This window comes from Rhodococcus sp. ARC_M6 (assembly GCF_022810305.1).
GTDB lineage: Bacteria > Actinomycetota > Actinomycetes > Mycobacteriales > Mycobacteriaceae > Rhodococcus_F.
Map to the genome: position 1 here is coordinate 410,704 of NZ_JALGQH010000002.1, position 20,312 is coordinate 431,015.

Annotated in this window: 11 protein-coding genes; 3 read left to right on the plus strand and 8 right to left on the minus strand. The window is 62.2% G+C overall.

The window, feature by feature from the left end:
- Nucleotides 1-126: 126 nt before the first annotated feature.
- Entirely contained in the window at nucleotides 127-273 is a 147-nt protein-coding gene (locus MTX36_RS04880) for a hypothetical protein (RefSeq protein WP_374230422.1), read from the plus strand.
- Between the two features lie 108 nt (nucleotides 274-381).
- Nucleotides 382-1,011: a bifunctional 2-polyprenyl-6-hydroxyphenol methylase/3-demethylubiquinol 3-O-methyltransferase UbiG gene (locus MTX36_RS04885; protein ID WP_243618589.1), complete on the plus strand. Its 630-nt coding sequence runs from the start codon at nucleotides 382-384 to the stop codon at nucleotides 1,009-1,011.
- A 61-nt stretch (nucleotides 1,012-1,072) separates the two neighbouring features.
- On the opposite strand, the gene MTX36_RS04890 is transcribed toward MTX36_RS04885, so the two are convergent.
- The 3 genes from MTX36_RS04890 to MTX36_RS04900 form a co-directional block, all read right to left on the minus strand.
- Nucleotides 1,073-2,329 (minus strand): DUF1214 domain-containing protein, encoded by a 1,257-nt coding sequence (locus MTX36_RS04890; protein WP_243618590.1) that lies wholly within the window; start codon nucleotides 2,327-2,329, stop codon nucleotides 1,073-1,075.
- 44 nt (nucleotides 2,330-2,373) lie between these two features.
- Entirely contained in the window at nucleotides 2,374-2,997 is a 624-nt protein-coding gene (locus MTX36_RS04895; protein ID WP_243618591.1) for a TetR/AcrR family transcriptional regulator, read from the minus strand.
- A 67-nt stretch (nucleotides 2,998-3,064) separates the two neighbouring features.
- On the minus strand, nucleotides 3,065-3,301 hold the full coding sequence (locus MTX36_RS04900; protein WP_243618592.1) for an RGCVC family protein: 237 nt from the start codon (nucleotides 3,299-3,301) through the stop codon (nucleotides 3,065-3,067).
- 178 nt (nucleotides 3,302-3,479) lie between these two features.
- Here MTX36_RS04900 and MTX36_RS04905 point away from each other — a divergent pair, with 178 nt between their 5' ends.
- Nucleotides 3,480-4,751, plus strand: coding sequence for an alanine racemase (locus tag MTX36_RS04905; protein WP_243618593.1), 1,272 nt, complete (start codon nucleotides 3,480-3,482; stop codon nucleotides 4,749-4,751).
- 343 nt (nucleotides 4,752-5,094) lie between these two features.
- On the opposite strand, the gene MTX36_RS04910 is transcribed toward MTX36_RS04905, so the two are convergent.
- From MTX36_RS04910 to MTX36_RS04930, 5 genes are read right to left on the minus strand one after another with little or no spacing between them, the layout of a single operon-like run.
- Nucleotides 5,095-5,247, minus strand: coding sequence for a hypothetical protein (locus MTX36_RS04910; RefSeq protein WP_243618594.1), 153 nt, complete (start codon nucleotides 5,245-5,247; stop codon nucleotides 5,095-5,097).
- The gene (locus MTX36_RS04915) at nucleotides 5,244-6,176 is read right to left on the minus strand and encodes a siderophore-interacting protein (RefSeq protein ID WP_243618595.1); all 933 of its coding nucleotides are present in this window, start codon (nucleotides 6,174-6,176) and stop codon (nucleotides 5,244-5,246) included. The genes MTX36_RS04910 and MTX36_RS04915 overlap by 4 nt, the downstream gene beginning before the upstream one ends.
- Nucleotides 6,173-7,474, minus strand: coding sequence for an enterobactin transporter EntS (entS, locus tag MTX36_RS04920; RefSeq protein ID WP_243618596.1), 1,302 nt, complete (start codon nucleotides 7,472-7,474; stop codon nucleotides 6,173-6,175). The genes MTX36_RS04915 and entS overlap by 4 nt, the downstream gene beginning before the upstream one ends.
- Complete coding sequence (locus MTX36_RS04925; protein WP_243618597.1) at nucleotides 7,471-8,484, minus strand: ABC transporter substrate-binding protein; 1,014 nt, start codon at nucleotides 8,482-8,484, stop codon at nucleotides 7,471-7,473. The genes entS and MTX36_RS04925 overlap by 4 nt, the downstream gene beginning before the upstream one ends.
- Nucleotides 8,481-20,204: an amino acid adenylation domain-containing protein gene (locus tag MTX36_RS04930; RefSeq protein ID WP_374230423.1), complete on the minus strand. Its 11,724-nt coding sequence runs from the start codon at nucleotides 20,202-20,204 to the stop codon at nucleotides 8,481-8,483. Before MTX36_RS04930 ends, MTX36_RS04925 begins: the two co-directional genes overlap by 4 nt.
- Nucleotides 20,205-20,312 lie beyond the last annotated feature (108 nt).

Below are 20,312 nucleotides of genomic sequence, written 5' to 3' on the forward strand. Positions count from 1 at the left end.
AACCGAAAAGCGAGACGACGCTGCACTCGACTTCCGATCACCGTTGCCGCGCTCGCACGCACTGAGAACGTCACCAGGTCCTGGCTCTATACCCAACCCGGCCTCATCGCGGAGGTTCACAACCCGATGCGCCTCCCCGGAGCCGAGGATCTGACGTACTGCGGCGGGAACTACCACCACGAGGTGGTGCGCACCTCGAACGGTTGGCGAAGTGCGCGGTTGACCGAGGAAAACCTTTGGTTCTCGAACCATCCCGCCACGATCACCGACTGAACGGAAGATTCCCGGCGACGAGCGTTCAGCAGGTCTTCCCAACACTTTCGGATACCTCACCGACGGGAGCGTGGTCGGCATCAGGCGATCGCTCGGTACCATCCGGAGATGACAACACCGACACCCAGCGAGCGCACCCCCAGCCAGTGGGAAGAAATTGTGGCCGTCGACTCAACTCATTCCACGCGATACGTTGAGCGATTCCGGTCAATGGTGGCGGAGGGCAAGGACATCGTCGGTGAGGCTCGACTGATCGACGCGATGCTCGGCCGTGCCGGACGAGTTCTCGACGCAGGATGTGGACCGGGCCGCCTGGGTGGCTACCTACACGAAGCCGGGCACGACGTTGTCGGTGTCGACGTCGATCCAGTGCTGATTGCCGCCGCCGAGGAAGATCATCCCGGGCCGACCTGGCTCGTCGGTGACCTTGCCGAGTTGGATCTCCCCGCACGCGGAGTTGCAGCCGATTTCGACGTCATCGTATGTGCCGGCAATGTGGTGACCTTCCTGGCACCGTCGACCCGGCAGACAGTCCTCTCGAGGTTCGCACGTCATCTCTCCCCCACCGGCCGGGTAGTCATCGGGTTCGGAGCCGGGCGAGATTACGAATTCTCCGAGTTCCTTGCCGATGCCCAGGCAAGCGGACTGACCGTGGATCTGCTGCTGGAGACCTGGGACCTGCGCCCCTTCACCGAAAATTCCGGCTTTCTGGTGGCGGTATTCTCGCGCGCGAACTGACCATCGTGTCCCGAAAGACGTCCCCGCGGGGACGTCTTTCGGATACGTCGACTGCTAACCCCTATCGCTGATAGCGAGCCAATACCGCTCGACGCCGACGATCGAGCACCGACTTCCTTTCGTCCGTCGAGATCGGTTCGACGCCGACTAACTCCTCGGCCAGATCTGCGAACTTCACTACTCGCACAGTCGGTGTCGGAAGATCATCACTCTCGGCAAGCCACCATCGGTAGACGCATCGGGTGAACCTGTTTCCGGCTGTGTCGAGCCAGTTGGCCACGCCCGGATCACGGTGTGCGACGACGGCCCGAAAGACACCATCGTCCAGCACTGCCTGGTGTCCGTTCAACGAAGTCTGGCGGAACGTGTAATCCAGTGACTGCCCCCAGTAATCACCAAGATGAATGTTCCAGAAATGGCAGGCGGGCGGGGACACCTCGATGATGACGGCTTCGTCCTCGGCGATCTCGAAGCTTCCTCCTCCGTACGCGATATACCCGGAATCAGAGGCATAGTTGTCGCTGACCACCGGCTGGGTGCGGAGTACGTTGCGATCGCCGGCGCGAGCTGCATACATCGCTGCCCAGTAATCCGAGAATCCGTCGACAAATTCACCGACTCTCGTCACCTGACTGGCGATCACCACAGGGTCCGGCACCGGCCCAGTACCAGAGAAGTCAAGTCGCTCAATGGAAATATGATACGGCTCTTCATTCTCCCAGTCGTAGAAGTACTGCCGGATCATCAGCTTGGTCGCAGCAGGATCCATCGGTAACCAGTTCCCATCCTGGCGCTCGGCACTGATGATCACCTCGAAGTTGCCGCCCGCCCCCAAGGTGATTCCACCCGGATTCGAGATCGCCCCCAGGGTTCCGGCCGTCGCAGCTTTGAATGCCGCCGCAAAATCTTTTTGCTCCAGCGCGGCACGGTCGAGGTTCTCGTAGAGATTAATGGAGTCGTACAACGTCAACCCCAGATACCGCGCAAACCCACCGGCACCTGTCAGTCGATATGTTCCGGCCGCATCGAGAGTTGCGTGCCCGAACAGGCAGTCCGGTGACTCCGTCGCATATCGCTTCGTATTGTCCTGGAGGTGACCAACTTCCGGATATTCCGGGTCCGCACTGAATACCATCTGTTCCAGCCCGGCATTGAGAAGATTGAGCAAGTATCGGTATCCCGCCGAACGCATCGTGGGATCGACCGATACCGGGTCACGCGCGACGAGGTTGCCTGCGGACCGCAAGTCGTCGCACATCGTTGCCCAGGCTGCATCCAGGGCAGCATTTTCGGATTCGGGACAAGAAGGAGCATCCATCTTTGCTCATTTCAGTTTGTGGGTAGGTTTGAATGCGTTGATAGTCAGAGTGATTGCGGAGCCGACAACGCGGTAACGGCCACCGCCAGAACATGTTCGACATAGCCATCGAAAGTTCCTGTAGCAGTGCCAATTCCGAGCGCATTACGTTTCATGTGCATAGCGATCGCCGAGAAGGCCATATTGAACATCATCTCGACTCGCTGGGCGGCCTGATCCTCCGACAAATGGGTCAATGAATCCACCAATCTTTGATGGATTTCACGGTTCACGTTGCCGGGGGAATCTAGATCTGCACCGAAATAGTCAACCGTAGGAAGGATTCTCACAATGAACTCGGCGTAGTTCGCGCCGGCGACGGATCCACTCACCGAGGCGGCAAAGGGAATAATCGACGCCTCGACGAGTGCTCGCAATTCGCGGCCACGACCCTCTGCGTCAATTGCCGTCAAGAACGAGCGTCGAGCCTCTGCGATTGCCGCCATTCGCCGACGGAACACTTCGATCAGCAGTTGATCGCGTCCACCGAAGTGGTACTGCACCGCGGACGTATTACGTTGGCCCGCAATATTTGCCACATCTCGCATCGACAGCGCGTCGACCCCTTGGGTTCCCAGGAGTCGCTCCGCGACATCGACCATTGCACTTTTGGGATCTACGGATGCCATGCAACGACGGTATAACGCACTGCATTAAACTGTCAATGCAGTGCGTTAATTAGATGCTGGGATCAATTCAGTACCGGGTGTAGTGCTGCTGGCTCGCGTGTTCATCAGGGCAGATGCACTTTCGGTCAAGACTCCGGTCCGAAGTCACGGCGCAGAATCGAATTCCGAGCGGATCGTGGGAATCCAGACTGTGCCCACAGGCCGGGCAGGACGGCGTCGAGTCAGTCGATCCCGCTGCCTGCTCTGGAGCAGTTGACTGAGAAACTTCGGCGGAATTCGACACATCAGTGGGGTTCGAAGCCATGGCGGTTCTCCAATTCTCGGCCGTTGGACTTCAGACCGATTTGGGCGCCGAGGACGACATGGCTAGAGGGCGCATATTCGAATTGCCCTCGGCATCCTCCACGCTACCCGCTCCCACGGAAACTACCGTCATGTCACCGCTGCACCCCTCACCGGCGACCAAGGGCACAATTGACGCCATGACCGAGAATACGAGCCCACCGATCGGTTGGCAGCACAAAGCCTTCGGAAGTGACCTCCACGGTCTGCGCAGTTCCGATCTCGAAGCATTGGGGATTTCCGCTCTCGACGGCGATCTCCTCCTCCCGGTGATGACACTCAAGCGTGAAGCGATCTCACACAATCTGGATGTCATGGCACGGTTCTGTGCCGACCACGATGTAGACCTGGCACCTCACGCCAAGACCACGATGAGTCCGGAGTTGGTTCGTCGACAACTCGACGCCCGCGCGTGGGGAATGACTGCGGCAACTGTTGCCCAGGCTCGCATTCTCCGCGAGTTCGGCGTCGACACCATCGTCATCGCGAGCCAAGTTCTCGACTCAGCGGGCATTCGATGGATCTGCGACGCACAGTCGGCGGATCCCGAATTCTTCGTTGCCATCCTGGTCGACTCGATCGAGAGCATCCAGTTGATGGAGCGGTTGATCGCGAATATCTCACCGAGCAGCAGAATTCGAGTACTCGTCGAACTCGGCTATGACAGCGGCCGAGCCGGAACGCGCACTCTCGAGCAAGCCCTCGACGTTGCCCGCGCAGCGTCACAGGCACCTTCTCTCATCCTCACCGGAGTCGAAGGTTTCGAGGGCATGATGCCGGGCGATTCGGTGGCTGCGCGCCGCATCTCTGTCGATTCGTATCTCAGATCCGCGCGAGTATTCACGGAAATCTGCGTGGCAGAGAACCTGTTCGAGAACAATTCAACCAAAGCCCCACTCCCCCTGGTCACCTTCGGCGGCAGTGCATTTCACGATCTGGTAGTCCGCGAGTTGGCCGGGCGTTGGGCAGCTGACAACGACGTGCGCGTCATTCTGCGCAGTGGTTGCTACATCACTCACGACCACGGCCTCTACGCCGATACCTCTCCCTGGGCAGATGGTCCGCGGACTTTGCGGGCAGCCGCTGAGGTCTGGGGCGTTGTGCTCTCCCTCCCGGAGCCGGGACGCGCGATCCTGGGCTTCGGTCGTCGCGACGTCGGCTCCGACGCGGGCTTTCCCAAGGTTTTGTGGCGACGGCGAGATGGCTCCAATCAACCAGCTCGGTCACTGTCGATCACTGCCCTCAACGATCAGCATGCCTACGTCGATGTGCCGGCAGATTTCGACGTGCAGGTCGGCGATCTGCTGGGCTGCGGGATTTCGCACCCGTGCACCACTTTCGACAAGTGGTCACTGATTCCTGAGGTCGACGCGGACTATCGGGTCGTCGGATTGGTTCACACGTTCTTCTGACCAGACCTAGGCGGATGAGCACTTCAACACACAAACCGACGCTGGAAGCGCCTTTCACCGTGATGACGAACACGACTCGAGATGTGTTTCGAGGAGCTATTTTGGGTGCGTGTCCACAGACGCGACGACCCGGACTCCGGCCTGGCGCCGGGCAACCTCACGGAGTGGACAGCGACTCCAATGGATAACCGCCCTGCTCCTGTGGTCAGTGGTGGGTGTTCCCGCCTCCACGGGTGCCGCCGTCCCGGCGCCGCACGACGCGATTGCCGCCGCAAACGGCCTGCGAGACGCATGGGTGGATCTGGTCAGGAACAGCGACCCCCCAGCGAAGGGCGAGCCCGCACTACTCTGCGACGAGACCACACCGACCGTCGACTGCGAAACCGTGGACAAAGTCTTCTACCGTAGTGGCGATCACGTCACCCTCGGGGCGACCGGATATCGCAATGCCCACACCGATTTCGCCACCGAGGACAGCACTCCGCTGTCCGATCACTTCCCGACAGCGGTCGACTTCGCCTGGTCCTGCATCGGAACATGCGTGTCCGGCAACGACACTGAGCCAATCGAGGCGGAAGGTACGGGCTCGTCGTCGTCCTCGTCGAAGTCGGCAACTCCACGCTTCCAGTAACCGGTGATCAGGTGGTCACCGGCGCTCAGGCCGAGTTCATCGCGCACGAACCGTCGGATCGGCTTGAGGCTGGTGGCCTCACCCGACACCCAGGCGTAGACGCGCTCGCCTTCCGGCACGGACACCGTTCCGACTGCGCGCTCGAGCAGATCAGAATGCCCAGCCGGAACGTCGCCGCGGTGCAACCACCGAACCTCGACACCCTCGGGAGCGGCCAGTTCGATCTGCTGCGACGCATCGGTGACCTCGATAAACACCCATCCTGCGGCGGCTTCCGGAAGCATCTCCAACCAGCGAGCAATAGCCGGCAACGCGGTGATATCGCCGGCCAGTAGGTAGCGGTCGTACGTCCACGGAACTACGACGCCACCAGGCGGACCCGCGACGTGAACCCGGGTTCCGGGAGTCGCCGCAATCGCCCAATCGGAGGCGAAGCCACCGGAGTGGAGCGCGAAGTCGAGGTCCAACTCCCCCAGTTCGGCGTCGTACCGACGCACTGTGTATTCACGTGAAATCGGAAGTGGGCGAGGCCACTTCAGGCCGTTGCCATCACGTTCCGGCAACCGTACGGTGCCGTCGGCATCGGGATACACCAGCCGTACATGCTCGTCGGGGGCGTGCGATTCGAAGCCCTCCAACTCCGGGCCGGCCAACGTCAGTCGCAGCAACCCGGAACCGACCATAGTGCTGCGGACAACTTCGAGTTCGCGAATACCGATGGGGTACGGCACCTTTGCGCTGCTGGCGCCGGCCCGAACTTCGGCGATGGCCGCGAGGTGGTCTCCTCGGTTCATGAACTACCTTCCTTTTCCTGCTGTGTCGTGCCTACCGGCACCGGACTTTCACGAAGATCGATCTCGACAACTTCCGACGTTGCCCGCCGTACCGAACCCAGCGTCCCGAGAAGAAGCAGCCCAAGCACCGAACCGGCAATACCCAAGACCAACAGCGCAGTTCCCGGCTCCAGCCACTGCCCAAGGAATCCGGCGGCCATCGACCCGATGGCCGTGCCCGTGACGGCCTGCACCATCCAGAGACTTGACACCCGGCCTCGAAGCTCGTCGGGTGTGTTCTGTTGGAGTACCGCAAATCTCAGAATATCGTTGAGCGCTCGTCCGAGCCCGAAGCCGGCGAGACCGAGGAACGCGAGAACCACAGCCCCCGACGCCCCGAGGATTACCAGCCCGAGCGGCATGAAGGCTACCGATATCAGCATGGCTGCACCGTTGCGGTGAACACGTCCGGTCCATCCACTGGTCAACGACCCGATAACCGCGCCCACTGCCGGCGCTGCGTAGAGCAGACCCAGCATCGTGGGCCCGCCGCCGAGCACCTGATCGACAAATGCCGGAAGTAGCACCATCGGCCCACTGACGAACATGACCAGGAGCCCGCTGATCAGGATCCCACGAATGACGGAATGGCTGCCCGCGAACTTCACCCCGGTCACGAGCGCCCGAATGGGGCTCTCGTGATCAGTTCCCGGGGCGGGGGCCGGTCCGACCGCCTGGAACAACGTGACAGTTCCGGCAGTAGCCGCTGCGGCTACAAAGTACGTGATGGGGATTCCGCCGGCCGCGATGATCACGCCGGCAACAGCCGGCGCGACCATCGTCCCGATATCGGTGGTCAGCGCTACCAGTGCGCCGGCCGCCGCCATCTTGTTGCGCGGCAACAATGTCGGCATCAAGGCCATCAGCGCCGAACTACTGACACCACCGGCCAATCCGTCGATCGCTGCTGCGACATAGATGACCCACATCGACGGATGTGGCAGTAGTGCGTTGCATCCGAGAATGATGAATCCGAGACCCGCAGCACTGCGGGCCAATTGGATGGTGCGTCGGCGATCGTATCGATCGGCGAGCACACCGCCGAACAGGCTGCCGAAGAACATCGCGATAGCCATCGCGGTGGAAACTCCGGCAACCTGCAAGGTTGACCTGGTGAGCTGGTACGTCTGCGCGGGAACGGCTACAACGAGCAGCCCGATCCCGAGCAGCGAGATCAATCGCGCGGAGAAGGCGTACCGGAAGGGACGGCTGGTCCGCAATGGTGAAACATCGATCACCAGCCCACCGAGTCGGGTCATCCGAAGGTCTGACCGATCAGATCGAGAGTTGCCATTGCGCCGTCGTAGTCAGGACGGTAGCTGGTGGCGGGGAGCTCGAACGTCGTACCGGCCTTGAAGGACGGCAACTGTGAGTACAGCGGATCGGTGGCAAGTTCTGCCATCGGACGTCCGGACACCGGAATGACAAACGCCACCGGTGCGTCGGCAACCTGCGACAGCAGTTCCGGGCTGACCTCGAACGAGTCACCGGAACCGAAGAGCTGCGGGTTACCGGCCTTGGTCATGACGTCGTCAGCGACAAACCCGAGCTCGCTGAGCATTGCGGGCAGGGCTGCCGTCGGCGGCACGAGGTACGGCTTGTTGTTGGCAAGCGAGAGGATGTAGACGACGTTGCCGGCCGGAACCTTGATCTTGCCCTTGACGTCTTTCACCTTCGCGTCGTAGGCGGCCATGAGGGCGGGAACCTGATCGGAACGGCCCGCTGCGTCGGCGACGATTTCGAGCTGCTTGTCCCAGGCGGCTACGGTCCGCGGGACCAGAACCGTTGGTGCGATAGCGGTGAGCTTGTCGTAAAGTTCCTCGGCCTGAACAGAAGTAACACCCTGTCCACCACCGATAATCAGGTCAGGGTTGGCGGCGGCAACGGCCTCGACGCTGAGCTGCTCACCAGCGGGAAGTTCCGTGGTGCCCTGCTTCTTGGCTGCATCCGACCAGGCCGGCGGGAATCCACCCTCGAGGTTGGTCACACCGAGGACGCGGGTATCGGTGGCAACCACCGGAGCGTCGAGAGCGTAGAGGTAGCCGGCGAGTCCGCCGCTGAGGACCACGATGCGCTCGGCCGAAGCCGGCACCGTGACGGCACCCTTGTCGGTCTGGACTATGCGCGTCGTGGGCTCGTCTGCCTTGGCAGGTTCGTCCGATGACGCACTGCTGCACCCGACCATCGCCATGAGTGCGACGATCATCAGTCCCGCGATAGCGGCGGGACGTCGCCTACTCCGTGTCGCGAGCGGTGGTGTGGACTTCATTTGTTATCTCCCATTGTGTTTCCAACTGTGTGGTCTGTGTGGTGCGACAAAGCAAGGTGTGTCGCAAGTTCGGCAACTGTCGGATGAGCCATCAGGGTCCCGACGCCGACGGTGATCGAGAGGTCGTGTTCCACCTCGCCCACCAAGTGCATGGCCCGTAGCGAATCGCCGCCGAGATCGAAGAAACTCTCCTCCGGATTCACGGTTTCGACGTCGAGAACGCGCGCAAAGACCTGGCACAGTTGCTTTTCGGCGTCTGTGCGCGGCGCCCGTGCGGCGGCGCGCGGCGGGGGCGCCGGCAATGCTGCGCGGTCCAGTTTTCCGTTCGGGGTCAACGGGATCGTGTCCACCGTGACGATGTCGGACGGAACTAGATGCGCCGGTATACGTTCACGCAGGTACGGCCGGAGATCACCAGGCGCACAACCGTCTTCGGGAATCACATATCCGATCAGACGTGGCGGCGCACCGTTCTCGCTGCGGACCGTTGCCGCTGTGCGAAGTACGCCGGGGCACGCAGCGAGCGCTGCTTCCACTTCACCCAACTCGATTCGAATCCCGCGGATCTTCACCTGATGGTCTGCGCGGCCCCGGTATTCGAGTTCGCCGTCCCGGCGTCGCAGAACCATGTCGCCCGTTCGATACATGCGTCCGCCCACTACGTGCGGATCGGCAACAAACACCGAAGATGTCAGCGCCGTTCGGTGGAGGTAACCCAGAGCCGTGCCGTCACCGGACATATAGAGCTCCCCCACTGCGCCGACGGGAACTTCACGAAGACCCGAATCAAGTGCTCGTGCACAAGCATTGCGGACAGGTCGGCCGAGGCACGGCGTGACGCTCCCCTGCACCGGCGACCCCATCGCATTGATCGTGAACTCGGTGGGTCCGTACAGGTCGTAGCCGTCGACGCCGTCCTGATCGCGCAATCGTGACCACAATTCCGCGGGCACGGCTTCTCCGCCGAGCATGACCAGGGCGGGGGTCCGCTCACCGTCGAGGAGACCTGCTGCCATCAATTCCCGTGCATACGACGGCGTCACGTTCACCACGTCGATGCCGACTTTTCGGTAGTGCTTGACCAGCGACCCCGGATCAAGGCGGGCCTGCTCGTCGATCACGTGAACTTCATGGCCGGCGAGCAGCCAGAACAGCTCTTCCCAGGACATGTCGAAGGAGAACGACACCGTATGCGCAATGCGCAGACGTCCGACCTTCTTCTCGGTGGGAGTGAAGATTTCGGCCTTGTGATTGTGGTACATCGTGGTCAAGCCTCGATGACCCACCACAACGCCCTTGGGTTTGCCGGTGCTGCCGGAGGTGTAGATGACGTAGGCGGGTTGATCCGCCGTCGTCGGTCCACCAACCGCTGCCGCGGAGACAACAGGCGCTTCGGTCCGCCCGTCGAGTACGTCTGCCACATCCGTTGCGTCGATGACCACGCACGGACGTCCGTCCGGAGCAACGACGTCACGCTGCTCACTGGTGGTGATCACCAGCGCTGCGTTGCTGTCCTCGATCAACTCCCGCAACCGCGCCGGCGGATGCGCCAGGTCCAGCGGAAGGTACGCGGCTCCGGTTCGCATGACGGCAAAGATCGCGACAACATGGTCTGCAGTACGCGGAAGAGCTAGCGCCACAACGCTGGACGGCCCGGCACCTGCCCAGGCCAGGATCCGTGCCAACCGATCAACACGAGTGTTCATCTCTGCAGCACTCAGTGTGACGCCACCAAAGACAAGGGCAGTCTCGTCCGGTGTCGCCAGCGCTCGCTCGCGCAGTAGTGCGTCGACGCTGCCGCTGGGCTCACCGGGAAGTGGCATCACAACACGAGGTGGCGCAAATTCGACGGGGGTGTTCGCACGCGGAACAGCCGTGTCCGCCACCGTGACAGCGTCCGACCCCGCGATCAGTTGGAGGATCGCGACGGTGCGGGCAAGCAGGTCCTCCGCGAGGGAAGCGGGAACCAGATCGGGCCGATTTTCCAGAACGAGCGACATCGAGGCGTCAGCAATTCCAGGATCGACATCCAAAGTGAGTGCATAGTGAGTACCGTCCACTGCGTCGAAGCCGACAATTCCGCTGCGCTCGAACGTGTTCCGACGTCCCTGTTCATCACGCGGAGTATTGCGGAAGACGTAGAGCGTGTCGAAGAGCGTCGCAAACCCTGCAGCGCGCTGAACGTCGCCGAGACCGAGATGGTGATGTCCGAGCATGGAGCCTTGTTCACGGAACAGGCGACCGAGCAGGTCCGGAATCGTGTCCCCGGGCCGTACCTGAACACGCACCGGAATGGTGTTGAGTGCCAACCCCACCATCCGATCGGCGCCGTCCACATCCGGTGAGCGTCCGGACACCGTCGCACCGAAGACGACGTCGTCGCGACCCGTCACTGCCCGCAATGCCAAGCCCCACGCAGCGGAGACAACGGTGGACAGTGTCACGCCGCCACGACGGGCAAGATCACGAACAGCCTGGGTAGCGCTCGGTTCCAACAGAACTCGGCTGAATACCGGCAGCGGCGCGCTTCCGCCGGAACCAGTACCGCCCAAGAGCGTCGGCTGCTCGAGGTCCGCCAGATAGTTCTTCCACGCCGACAACGCCTCCGTTCGATCTGTTTCTGCGAGCCATCGCAAGTGATCACGGAAATCGGCAGGTTCTTCCAACGCTGCATCCAGGCGAACCGGATCGGCGCCCTGCGAACGCGCGAGCTCGTACAGTGCAAACAGCTCCGCGTACATCAATGTCTGTGACCAACCATCGGTCAGCAGGTGATGCTGCGTGAAGACGAGGTGCGCTCCCCCACCCGGTAGCCACACCAGGACCATCCGGATGAGCGGCGGAGCACTCAAATCGAAGAGTGTGCCGAACTCTGCCTCGTCCAAAGTCTGGACCACAGAATCCAATTCATCAGCGGCAACACCGGTGAGGTCCACTTCACGAAACGGCATCTCGGCAGCTCGCGGAACGAACTGGACCGGCGCATCGAAGCCGGCGTGCGTGAATCCTGCGCTCAGATTCGGGTAGCGCCGCAACAGAGCATCGCCTGCCGCGCGCAGTGCTGATGCATCTACTGCGGCGTCCGCAGAGAACTCGAACCGCGGCTGCATGTGATAAGCGTCGGTACCATGTGCTCCGTCGAGTACCGACTGGAAGTACATGCCCTCCTGCAAGGGTCCCAAAGGCAGGACATCCCGCCAGTCCGGACTGAGGGAATCGAGTCTTGCCCGACGATCGACGTCCACTGTCACCAACGGGCGGCGGATCTGATCCGGTGCAGTTTCCGGCAGCGCGTTGCGGTCGACCTTTCCGTTCAGCGTCAACGGAAGTGAGTTCAGCACCGTGATCGTCTGCGGCACCATGTGTTCGGGAAGGAGCAGCGCAACCTCCTTGCGAACCAGCACCGAATCGAGGACCGAGCCTCCGACGGGCACCACGTATCCGTGCAGACTGCCCGTTCCGGCAGCATCCACCCGGACGGTGGCCGCGGCGCGGGACACGCCGTTCAGCGCGTTCAGCGCACCTTCGACCTCGCCGAGTTCGATGCGGAAACCGCGAACCTTGACCTGATCATCTGCGCGGCGCAAGAAGTGGAGCACTCCCTGACGGCGTCGCACCAGGTCACCCGTGCGATAGAGGCGTGCGCCCGGCACACTTGGATCAGCCACGAACCGCGCGACCGTGAGATCGGGCCGATTCAGGTATCCGCGCACAACCTGGGTACCACCCAGATACAGTTCGCCGGCAACACCTTCCGGAACCTCGCGCAGATCGTCGTCCAAAACTCGAGCATGCACATCGGTCCACGGTCGCCCGATTGTGACCCGATCACCGAAGGCCAGCACAGCCGACGTCGCCCACACTGTAGCTTCGGTGGGCCCGTACACGTTTCGCACTGCAGAGCTGAACTGCACGAGGTTGTCAGCCAGATCCTGCGGGAGCGCTTCTCCGCCCACCAACGCGCGGACCTGACCGAGTTGCTGCGCATTTTCGTGTTCCGTGACCACTCGCCACAGCGACGGTGTTGCCTGCATGACGGTCGCCCCGCTGGCGGTAATCAACTCCAGCAACGCATCCGGATCTCGGACCGTGCGACGATCGGCAAGAACGATAGTTGCGCCGGCAGCGAGGGGACACAGCAACTCCAACGCTGCAATGTCGAACGACACCGTCGTCACAGCAACAATGCGATCACCCGGCCTAATCCAGCGATCTTCGATGACGGTGTCCGTGAATGCCGCGAGGTTTGCCGTCGAGACCATCACGCCCTTGGGTCGACCGGTCGACCCTGAGGTGTGAATGACGTAGGCGAGGTGTTCACCAGCGGGTCGTGGTGTGGGAAGCACAGCGCCCAGCGCAGCGAGTTCACCGTCGACCAGAACCATCGCCGGCGCAGCGTCTGGAAGTTGTCCGGCGACATCAGTACTCGTGAGAACACACACCGGTGCCGCGTCCTCGATCATGAACTCGAGGCGTTCGGCCGGGTAGTCGACATCGAGGGGCAGATAGACCGCTCCGATGCGCAGAACTGCCAGCAGTCCAGCCACCAGATCCGCAGTCCGGTCCAACGCGACCGCCACGACCTTTTCGGGTCCGGCACCGGCAGCGACCAGTTCTCGTGCCACCTCGTCCACGCGGGCAGACAGCTCCCGATAGGTGAGCGTAGAACTGCCGGAAACAACTGCAGGTGCGTCGGGGGTTCGCTCAATCTGCCGTGCAAACAACAGCGAAATTCCCGCCGGCGCCACCTCACGGCGCGGTGGATCCCGATGCGGTTCACCCTCCGAGAAACGCACGTCCGAGACGACAACATCGGCGCCCGCTCCAAGCACCGACTTCACGCCGTCGAGCACTGCATCCGCGGTGACGGCGTCGAACAACTCGGCATTGACCGTCAGCCGAAGTTCGGTTCCGGTACAGACAAATTCGAGGTCTACGGGGTCTTCGGCCAGATGACCGACGCGGGCGGCGAACAACCGTGAGCGAGGCCGGTCCAGAAGATCCGCAATACGATCGAGGGTCACGTCGCCATGCGCCGACGCTCCCGAAACTGCGTCGTCGACCCGGGTCACGACCTCACCGAAGGTCGGCCGACCGTTCAGATTTACCCGGATGACGTTCTCGGCGTTGTTGTCGACGAGACCGACTGCGATATCGCGGCCGCCCCCGAATGCGTTGAGAGTAGTTGCAACGCCAGCGATCAGCACCGTCTCGGAATCGATCCCACTACTCAATTGCCGGAAGTACGTGTGCGCGCGGTACGCCGTACCACGCGGACGGTCAGACGAAAGGTCCAGCTCGAGCGGCAACCCTGCGAGAGCCTTGACCCAGTACCGCTCGTGATCGGGATCGCCCGGAGCGGCAGCAAGACGTACCGGCTCCAGCTCGTCCACGACCGAGGCAGACGTTGTCACGACGTCCCCGACCGCGAACTTCGAGTAATCGATCTGGGCCGCCGCAGCGAGTCCGCGCGGTGTCGGAGTATCGAAGACATCGGAGACGACGACGCGGATGCCCAGCTTGCGGAGACTTCCCACCACGCGCATCGCAGTCAGAGAATGCCCGCCGAGAGCAAAGAAATTCTCGTCCGGATGCACGCTGGGAAGTTCCAACACTGTTGCCGCACAATGACACACTGCCTCCACGACCGAAGGGTCCACGTCAGCTGATGCACTAGCCGGAGCGGCAATCGATGTAGGCGAGGCCACGACATTTCGAGCCACCCGAACGACCGTCAGAACCTCGGATGCAGGCGTCATCGGCGCGGTAAGTAGCCCGGTGAGGATCTGACCGATCCTGGTGACAATACGCTGGGCCATCACGCCGGAAACCGCCGCGGGATCGTGGTACAGCACGAGGTCCAGACCCGTACTCGGCGGCGCCATCAGAGTCATCGGATAGTGCGTGACACCATGATTCGCAAATCCGTCGACGCGCAGCGTGTGCGAATCAGGCTGACCCGCACCGGAGTTCGGGAAGTTTTCGAAGATCAGCAAGGTGTCGAACAACTGCCCGATGCCGGCGATGCGTTCGATCTCGGCCAGACTCGTGTGCTCCACGTCTTGAATGTCGAACTGGGCGCTCTGGAGCCCGGCGAATTGATCCAGAAGTGGCTCGTCCGCCGTTATGTGCAGGCGAGCCGGAATCGTGTTGCTGAAGAGCCCGACCATTCCTTCCACACCGGACAGATCGGCCGGGCGACCGGACACGGTAGCGCCGAAAACGACGTCCCACTGCCCCGTCACCTCAGCCAGCACTGCGGCCCAGACCCCTTGGACCAGCGTGTTGATAGTCAACCCGCGTTTGCGTCCGAGGTCGATCAACGCTTGCTCATCAGACGTCGACAGCGGCACCGGAACACTGACCGGCACTCCACGTGCCGGCTTGTCGCCGGCAACCAGAGTCGGGGAAGTCAGGCCACGCAAACGCTCACTCCACGCCGACTGCTGAACCTCTTGATCACGATCGGCAATCCACGCCAGGTAATCGCGGTACGGCGTCGGCGTCGGCAGATGTGCGTCGCCGTCGTGATATACGTTCATCAACTCACGCAAGACAATCGGAGTTGACCAACCGTCGGTGAGCAGATGATGTGCATTGAGAATCAGCCGATGCACGTCGCCGGGCATGCGAATCAGAAGGGCACGCAACAGCGGCGGCCGACTGACGTCGAAGACGTGCTCGGCGGCCTCGCTCTCGAGTCGATCCGCCGAACGAAGTGCTGCAGCCGCCGGCACGGACGTCAGGTCCACGGAGCGCCAAGCAACTTTTGCGGCACGCGGAATCGCCTGTACCGGGCGGGCAAACTGCTCGTAGTGGAAGGCGGCGCGGAGGTTGGGGTGCCGGTCGATCACGGTCTCGAATGCGTCAGCCAACCGCGCTTCGTCCAGTGGCCCGCTCAGATCGAAACGCGCGGTCAGGGTGTAGACATCTGCAGCGCCATCTCGAACTGCGTGGAACAGCAGCCCTTCCTGGAGTGGCGACAGCGGAAGTAGATCCGCGAGTGGACCATGGACGGACTCGAGTTCGTTGATGCCGTCCTGATCGACCCACTCTGCCGAGCAGTCCGAGGGCGTCAATCCGCCGGAGAAGAGAGCAGCGTGGGCGGTGAGCGCGGCCAGCGCCTGATCCCAATGTGCCTGCAATTGCGTAATGGTCACGGCGTCGAGCACGCTGCTGGCCGCGGTCCATTCGACAGCCAACTGGGGGGCACCGTCTTCACGGACAAACGCGTTGAGCGCCAGCACTTCCGACATCACCTTGGTCGCCGGCTCAACCACCGAGAACGCGTCGCGCTCGGGCAGTCTCCATCCGGTTCCGGGCAAAGACGGGAAGCGTCCGAGGTAGTTGAGCAACAATTCGGGAGTATCCGATTCGGAAAGCTCGGGTGCAGCAACAGGATCCAGATAGCGCAGCACTCCGTAGGCGACCCCGCCGCCGGGAACAGCTCGCTTGGATTCCTTGACGGCGCGAAGTAGATGCCCAGCGGCCGAACCGCCACTGAGTGCGTCGGCGAGTTGGGTCGTGGTCGAAATTGCACCGGTAGGAACTCGAACCGGGAATTCGCTGGTGAACCATCCGATTGTTCCGGCGAAGTCGCTCTCGCTGGTAAGCGGGTCACGGCCGTGGCCTTCGACGGTCACGCTCTGCGCGTCACCCAACACCTGTCCGCGGCTGTGCTGCCAGGAGCGCAGCGCCAGCATCAGCCCGGCAAGAAGTATCTCGTCGGCCCGTGCCCGGTACGCGGCGGGGAGCGTCGTCAACAATGCTTCTGTGACCGCGACGGACGCGACAGTCGTCGTCCGCGACGCGGTGTCGACCACGTCGACGGCAGGGTCGAGACGTCGTTCGCCGATCGGCGCATCATCAATGGATGCGGACGCCGAAGTCCAGTAGTCGAGTTCGGATCGCAGGCTGCCAGAAGTGCCCAACTCCGCCAGTAGCCCCGCGTATCGACGCCATGAACTTCCCACGATACCCAGCTTGGCCGGCCTGCGGTCGCGTGCAGCATCGGTCGCTTCGTGGAGATCGGGAAGCAGGATCCGCCAGGAAACCCCGTCGACGATCAGGTGGTGCGCAACCACGATCAACTGATCGGGTTGATCTGAATCGGTCCGCACCAGAATGACCCGGAGTAGGTTGCCCGCTCGCGGATCAAGTTCGTTCGCAGCCGCTTCGGCAGTTCGACGGATCTGTTCGGCATCCGCGCTTCCGGAGATTTCTGTGACGAGGCTGTCCGCACGGACGGCACCCGACTCTCGAACGATCAACTCGGTTGCGCTGTTACCGGTTCCGCGGCGCAGCAGTAGCCGTAGAGCGTCGTGTCGATCGAGGATGGTCTGCACCCCGGACTGCACTTCGCCTTGGGTCAGCACCTCGTCTATGCGCACCGCAGTCCACTGGGCATATCCGGCGATGGATTCGTCGGTGACGTTCTTGTCGGTCAAAGCTCGAACGATCGGCGGCGCAACAACTGACCCTGTAGCCACGTCGACTACTGCGACGGTGGATGTCTTGTCGTCCTCCACATCACGCGCCCCCGCCGCGATGGTCCCCAGGTCACGTTGAGCAAGAAGTTCTTTCGGCGCGATGATCAATCCGCGCACACGCAAGCGACTGCTGATGCTGATAGCGGTGATGCTGTCGCCACCGAGTCCGAAGAAATCCTCGTCGGTACCGACGCGATCCCGTCCCAGAACCTCGGCAACAACATCACAGAGGATCAGCTCGCGTGGTGTGGTGGCAGCCCGACCTTCCGATTCGGCGACCGGCGCGGGCAGAGCTGCACGGTCGAGCTTGCCGTTGACCGTCACTGGAAGTTCTTCCAGAACAACAAGTGCAGACGGAACCAGATGATCCGGAACCCGACTGGCGAGATCGCGGCGCAGTTCCTCCTGCGGCGGCAGGGCCACCCCGGCCGCGGGGACGACATAGCCGACCAAGGTCGGGCGTCCGCCCTCGGTCCGAATCAGTGCAGCCGCAGCTCCGACGCCCGGCACCGAGCCGAGAACTGCTTCGACTTCGCTCAACTCGACGCGATGGCCACGGATTTTCACCTGCTTGTCACTACGACCGATGAACTCGTATCCGCGACCCGGAACCCAACGTGCCACGTCACCCGCGCGGTACATGCGGTCGCCCGGTGCTCCGAAGGGGTCGGCAACAAATCGTTCGGTCGTCGCAGCAGCCCGGCCGAGGTATCCCCGGGCCAGCTGCGGCCCGGCCAGATAGAGCTCGCCTCGCTCGCCGTCGGCAACCGGCTTCAGTGCACTATCGAGAAGGTAGGCGCGAGTTCCCGCCAGAGGGTAACCGATTCGGGGGCGCTCACCCTCGACGGCCGTCGCGATGGCGTCGACCGTAGTTTCCGTAGGCCCGTACAGGTTCTGCGCCGGTACGCCCGCTTCGATGATGGCGTCCCACAGCGCCGGAGGCGCAGCTTCGCCGCCGACGACCAACAGCGCCAAACGCTGTGGCCCGGTCAGCAATCCGTTGTCGACCAACGCTGCGGCCATCGACGGGGTTGTGTCAACTACATCAATCCGGTCACGTGCAAACGCGGAAACCAGCGCGGCTGCATCCTTTTGGAGTTCCTCGTCATACACGTGAACTCGGTGACCGCCCAGCAGCCACAGCAGCTGATCGAGAGAGGCATCGAAGGCAAAGGACGCTGTGTGCGCCGTGTGCAGCTGCCGGTTGCCGACGCGCGCTGCAGTGTCGTGAAAGATCCTCGCGGTGTGATGATGCAACAGATGCGCGAGTCCGCCGCTCGGCACCAGAACACCCTTGGGTTTGCCGGTGGATCCGGACGTGTAGATGACGTAGGCAAGATGATCGGGATGGCGCGCTGCCGCGAGTTCTTCCGGAGCCAAGGGTAAATCGGAGTAGCCCGCAAGTTCCCCGCGCGCAGGCTCGGAATCCATGACAACCGGAGTCGGCCGGGAGTCTCCGACAAGTTGGCCTGCCAAAGCGCCTGTCGTGAGCACTACCTTCGGCTGCGCGTCGTCGATCAGATCTCGCAGTCGCTCGGCCGGATGCTGGGGATCCAACGCCACGTACCCGGCACCGGCATCAAGGGTCGCGAGAAGGGCAACAATCATGTCAGAAGTACGCGGAAGTGCGATTCCGACAATGTCATCCGGGCCGACACTTCGTGCGCGCAATGCGCGAGCCAGACGATGTACGCGTGCGCCGAGTTCTGCAGCAGTCAGTCGCTCCTCGCCGCAAACAAGGACGGTCGCGTCAGCATGGTCGGCCACAACCCGATCGAACACATCGGGCACAGGGTCAACGCGACCCACGATCGGCGCGCTCACCCGATCGGCAAGAAGCCCCGCGCCTTCGAGCGCGGGCACCATATCCGCGTGACCGACGGCGGGATTGCCCTCCCCCACCATCGCATTGATGATGCTGACAAATCCTGCGAGGCGCCGCGTCACTGAATCACGAGTATTGGTACGGGCATCGACCTCGAAGCCGAGAAGAATTTCACCGTCTGCAATCGGTGTCACGGTCAAACCGAGATCCTCGGGCGGTCCACCGGCTACGTTGCGCAAAACCCCCACCGCGCCTGCGAAGTCCAGAGCGAAGTCGAAAGCCTTGAGATTGATACCGATTCCGTGCAGTAGCGCGCCAGTACCGGCAACACCGAGATCACGAGCCAGGTTCTCGCCGCGGTAACGCTGATGCGCGCGCAGGCTTTTCATCGACTCTGCTACCTGCTTGCTCAGATCACCGAGTCGGTCATGGCTGCGGACCGTCAGACGCAAAGGCAGGACATTGACCGCCATTGCCGGAGTCCGCAGGGCCGTGCGTCCGACGCGGGCCATGAGCGGCATCGCGATGACGACGTCCGTCTCACCGAGCAATCGATGCAGAAACGCGCCATAGCAAGCGATGAGAGCTTCGGCCCAGGTTGTCCCCGTCGCGTCGGCTACCGCTTTGAGATCAGAGAGCGTCTTCGCACTGATGACCTCGCGAACCTGGATGGTTCGTTCTGCAGGCCCTGCGACCTGCTTGCCACGTCCGTCCAGCGCCGGCAACGGTGTCAGGACATCGCGCCAGTAGTCACGGTCCCGGGCGAACTGCTCGCCCGCGCGGTAGTCCTCATCCTCGGCAACCAACTGCTCAATCGATCCGAATCGTGTTGGTGCAATGTCAGTTCCGTGCTTCAACGCTGTGTAGTGAGCCGCAACGCGGCGAGAGATCATTGCCGCGCTGTATCCGTCGACGATCAGGTGGTGATAGAGCTGGATGCACCAGACCTCGCGGTCAGAGAGCCTGATCAGCGAGTACGTGTACAGCGGGCGGTCCACCATGAAGCGGCAGTACTCGGATGCTCGACTGCGCTCCGCGTCCACGAGCGCATTGGCCACCGAGATGGGATCGCGTTCGGCGCGCAGATCTGTGATCGGAATGTCGCCGAGCGGTGCGTTGGAAATGATCTGACGCGGACCGTCTTCGGTCTCGATCATCCGCAGGCGCATTGTTTCGGCCTCGCCGATGGTGGCCTTGATGGCCTCCGTCAGTAGTGCGGGGTTAATCGCGTCGTCTCCGGAAATCTCGAGTACTTCACCGACGAGATAGCTCCGAGATTCGGGATCGAGTCTCTGGGCGTTCCAGATCCCGAGTTGAGCTCCTGTGAGAGCACATGAATCGCTGCTCGGCACGCTGGAGTTCAAACCTGGAAGAACGCTCACACTGATCCCCTCATCTTTAGACACACGCCATCCCAGGATGGCCTTACCTTATTTTGGGTAGCCTAAACTAAATCAAGCGAAAATGGGGGACGCCGACACTCAGGACCATGGAATAGTCCAGCGAGAGTTGGA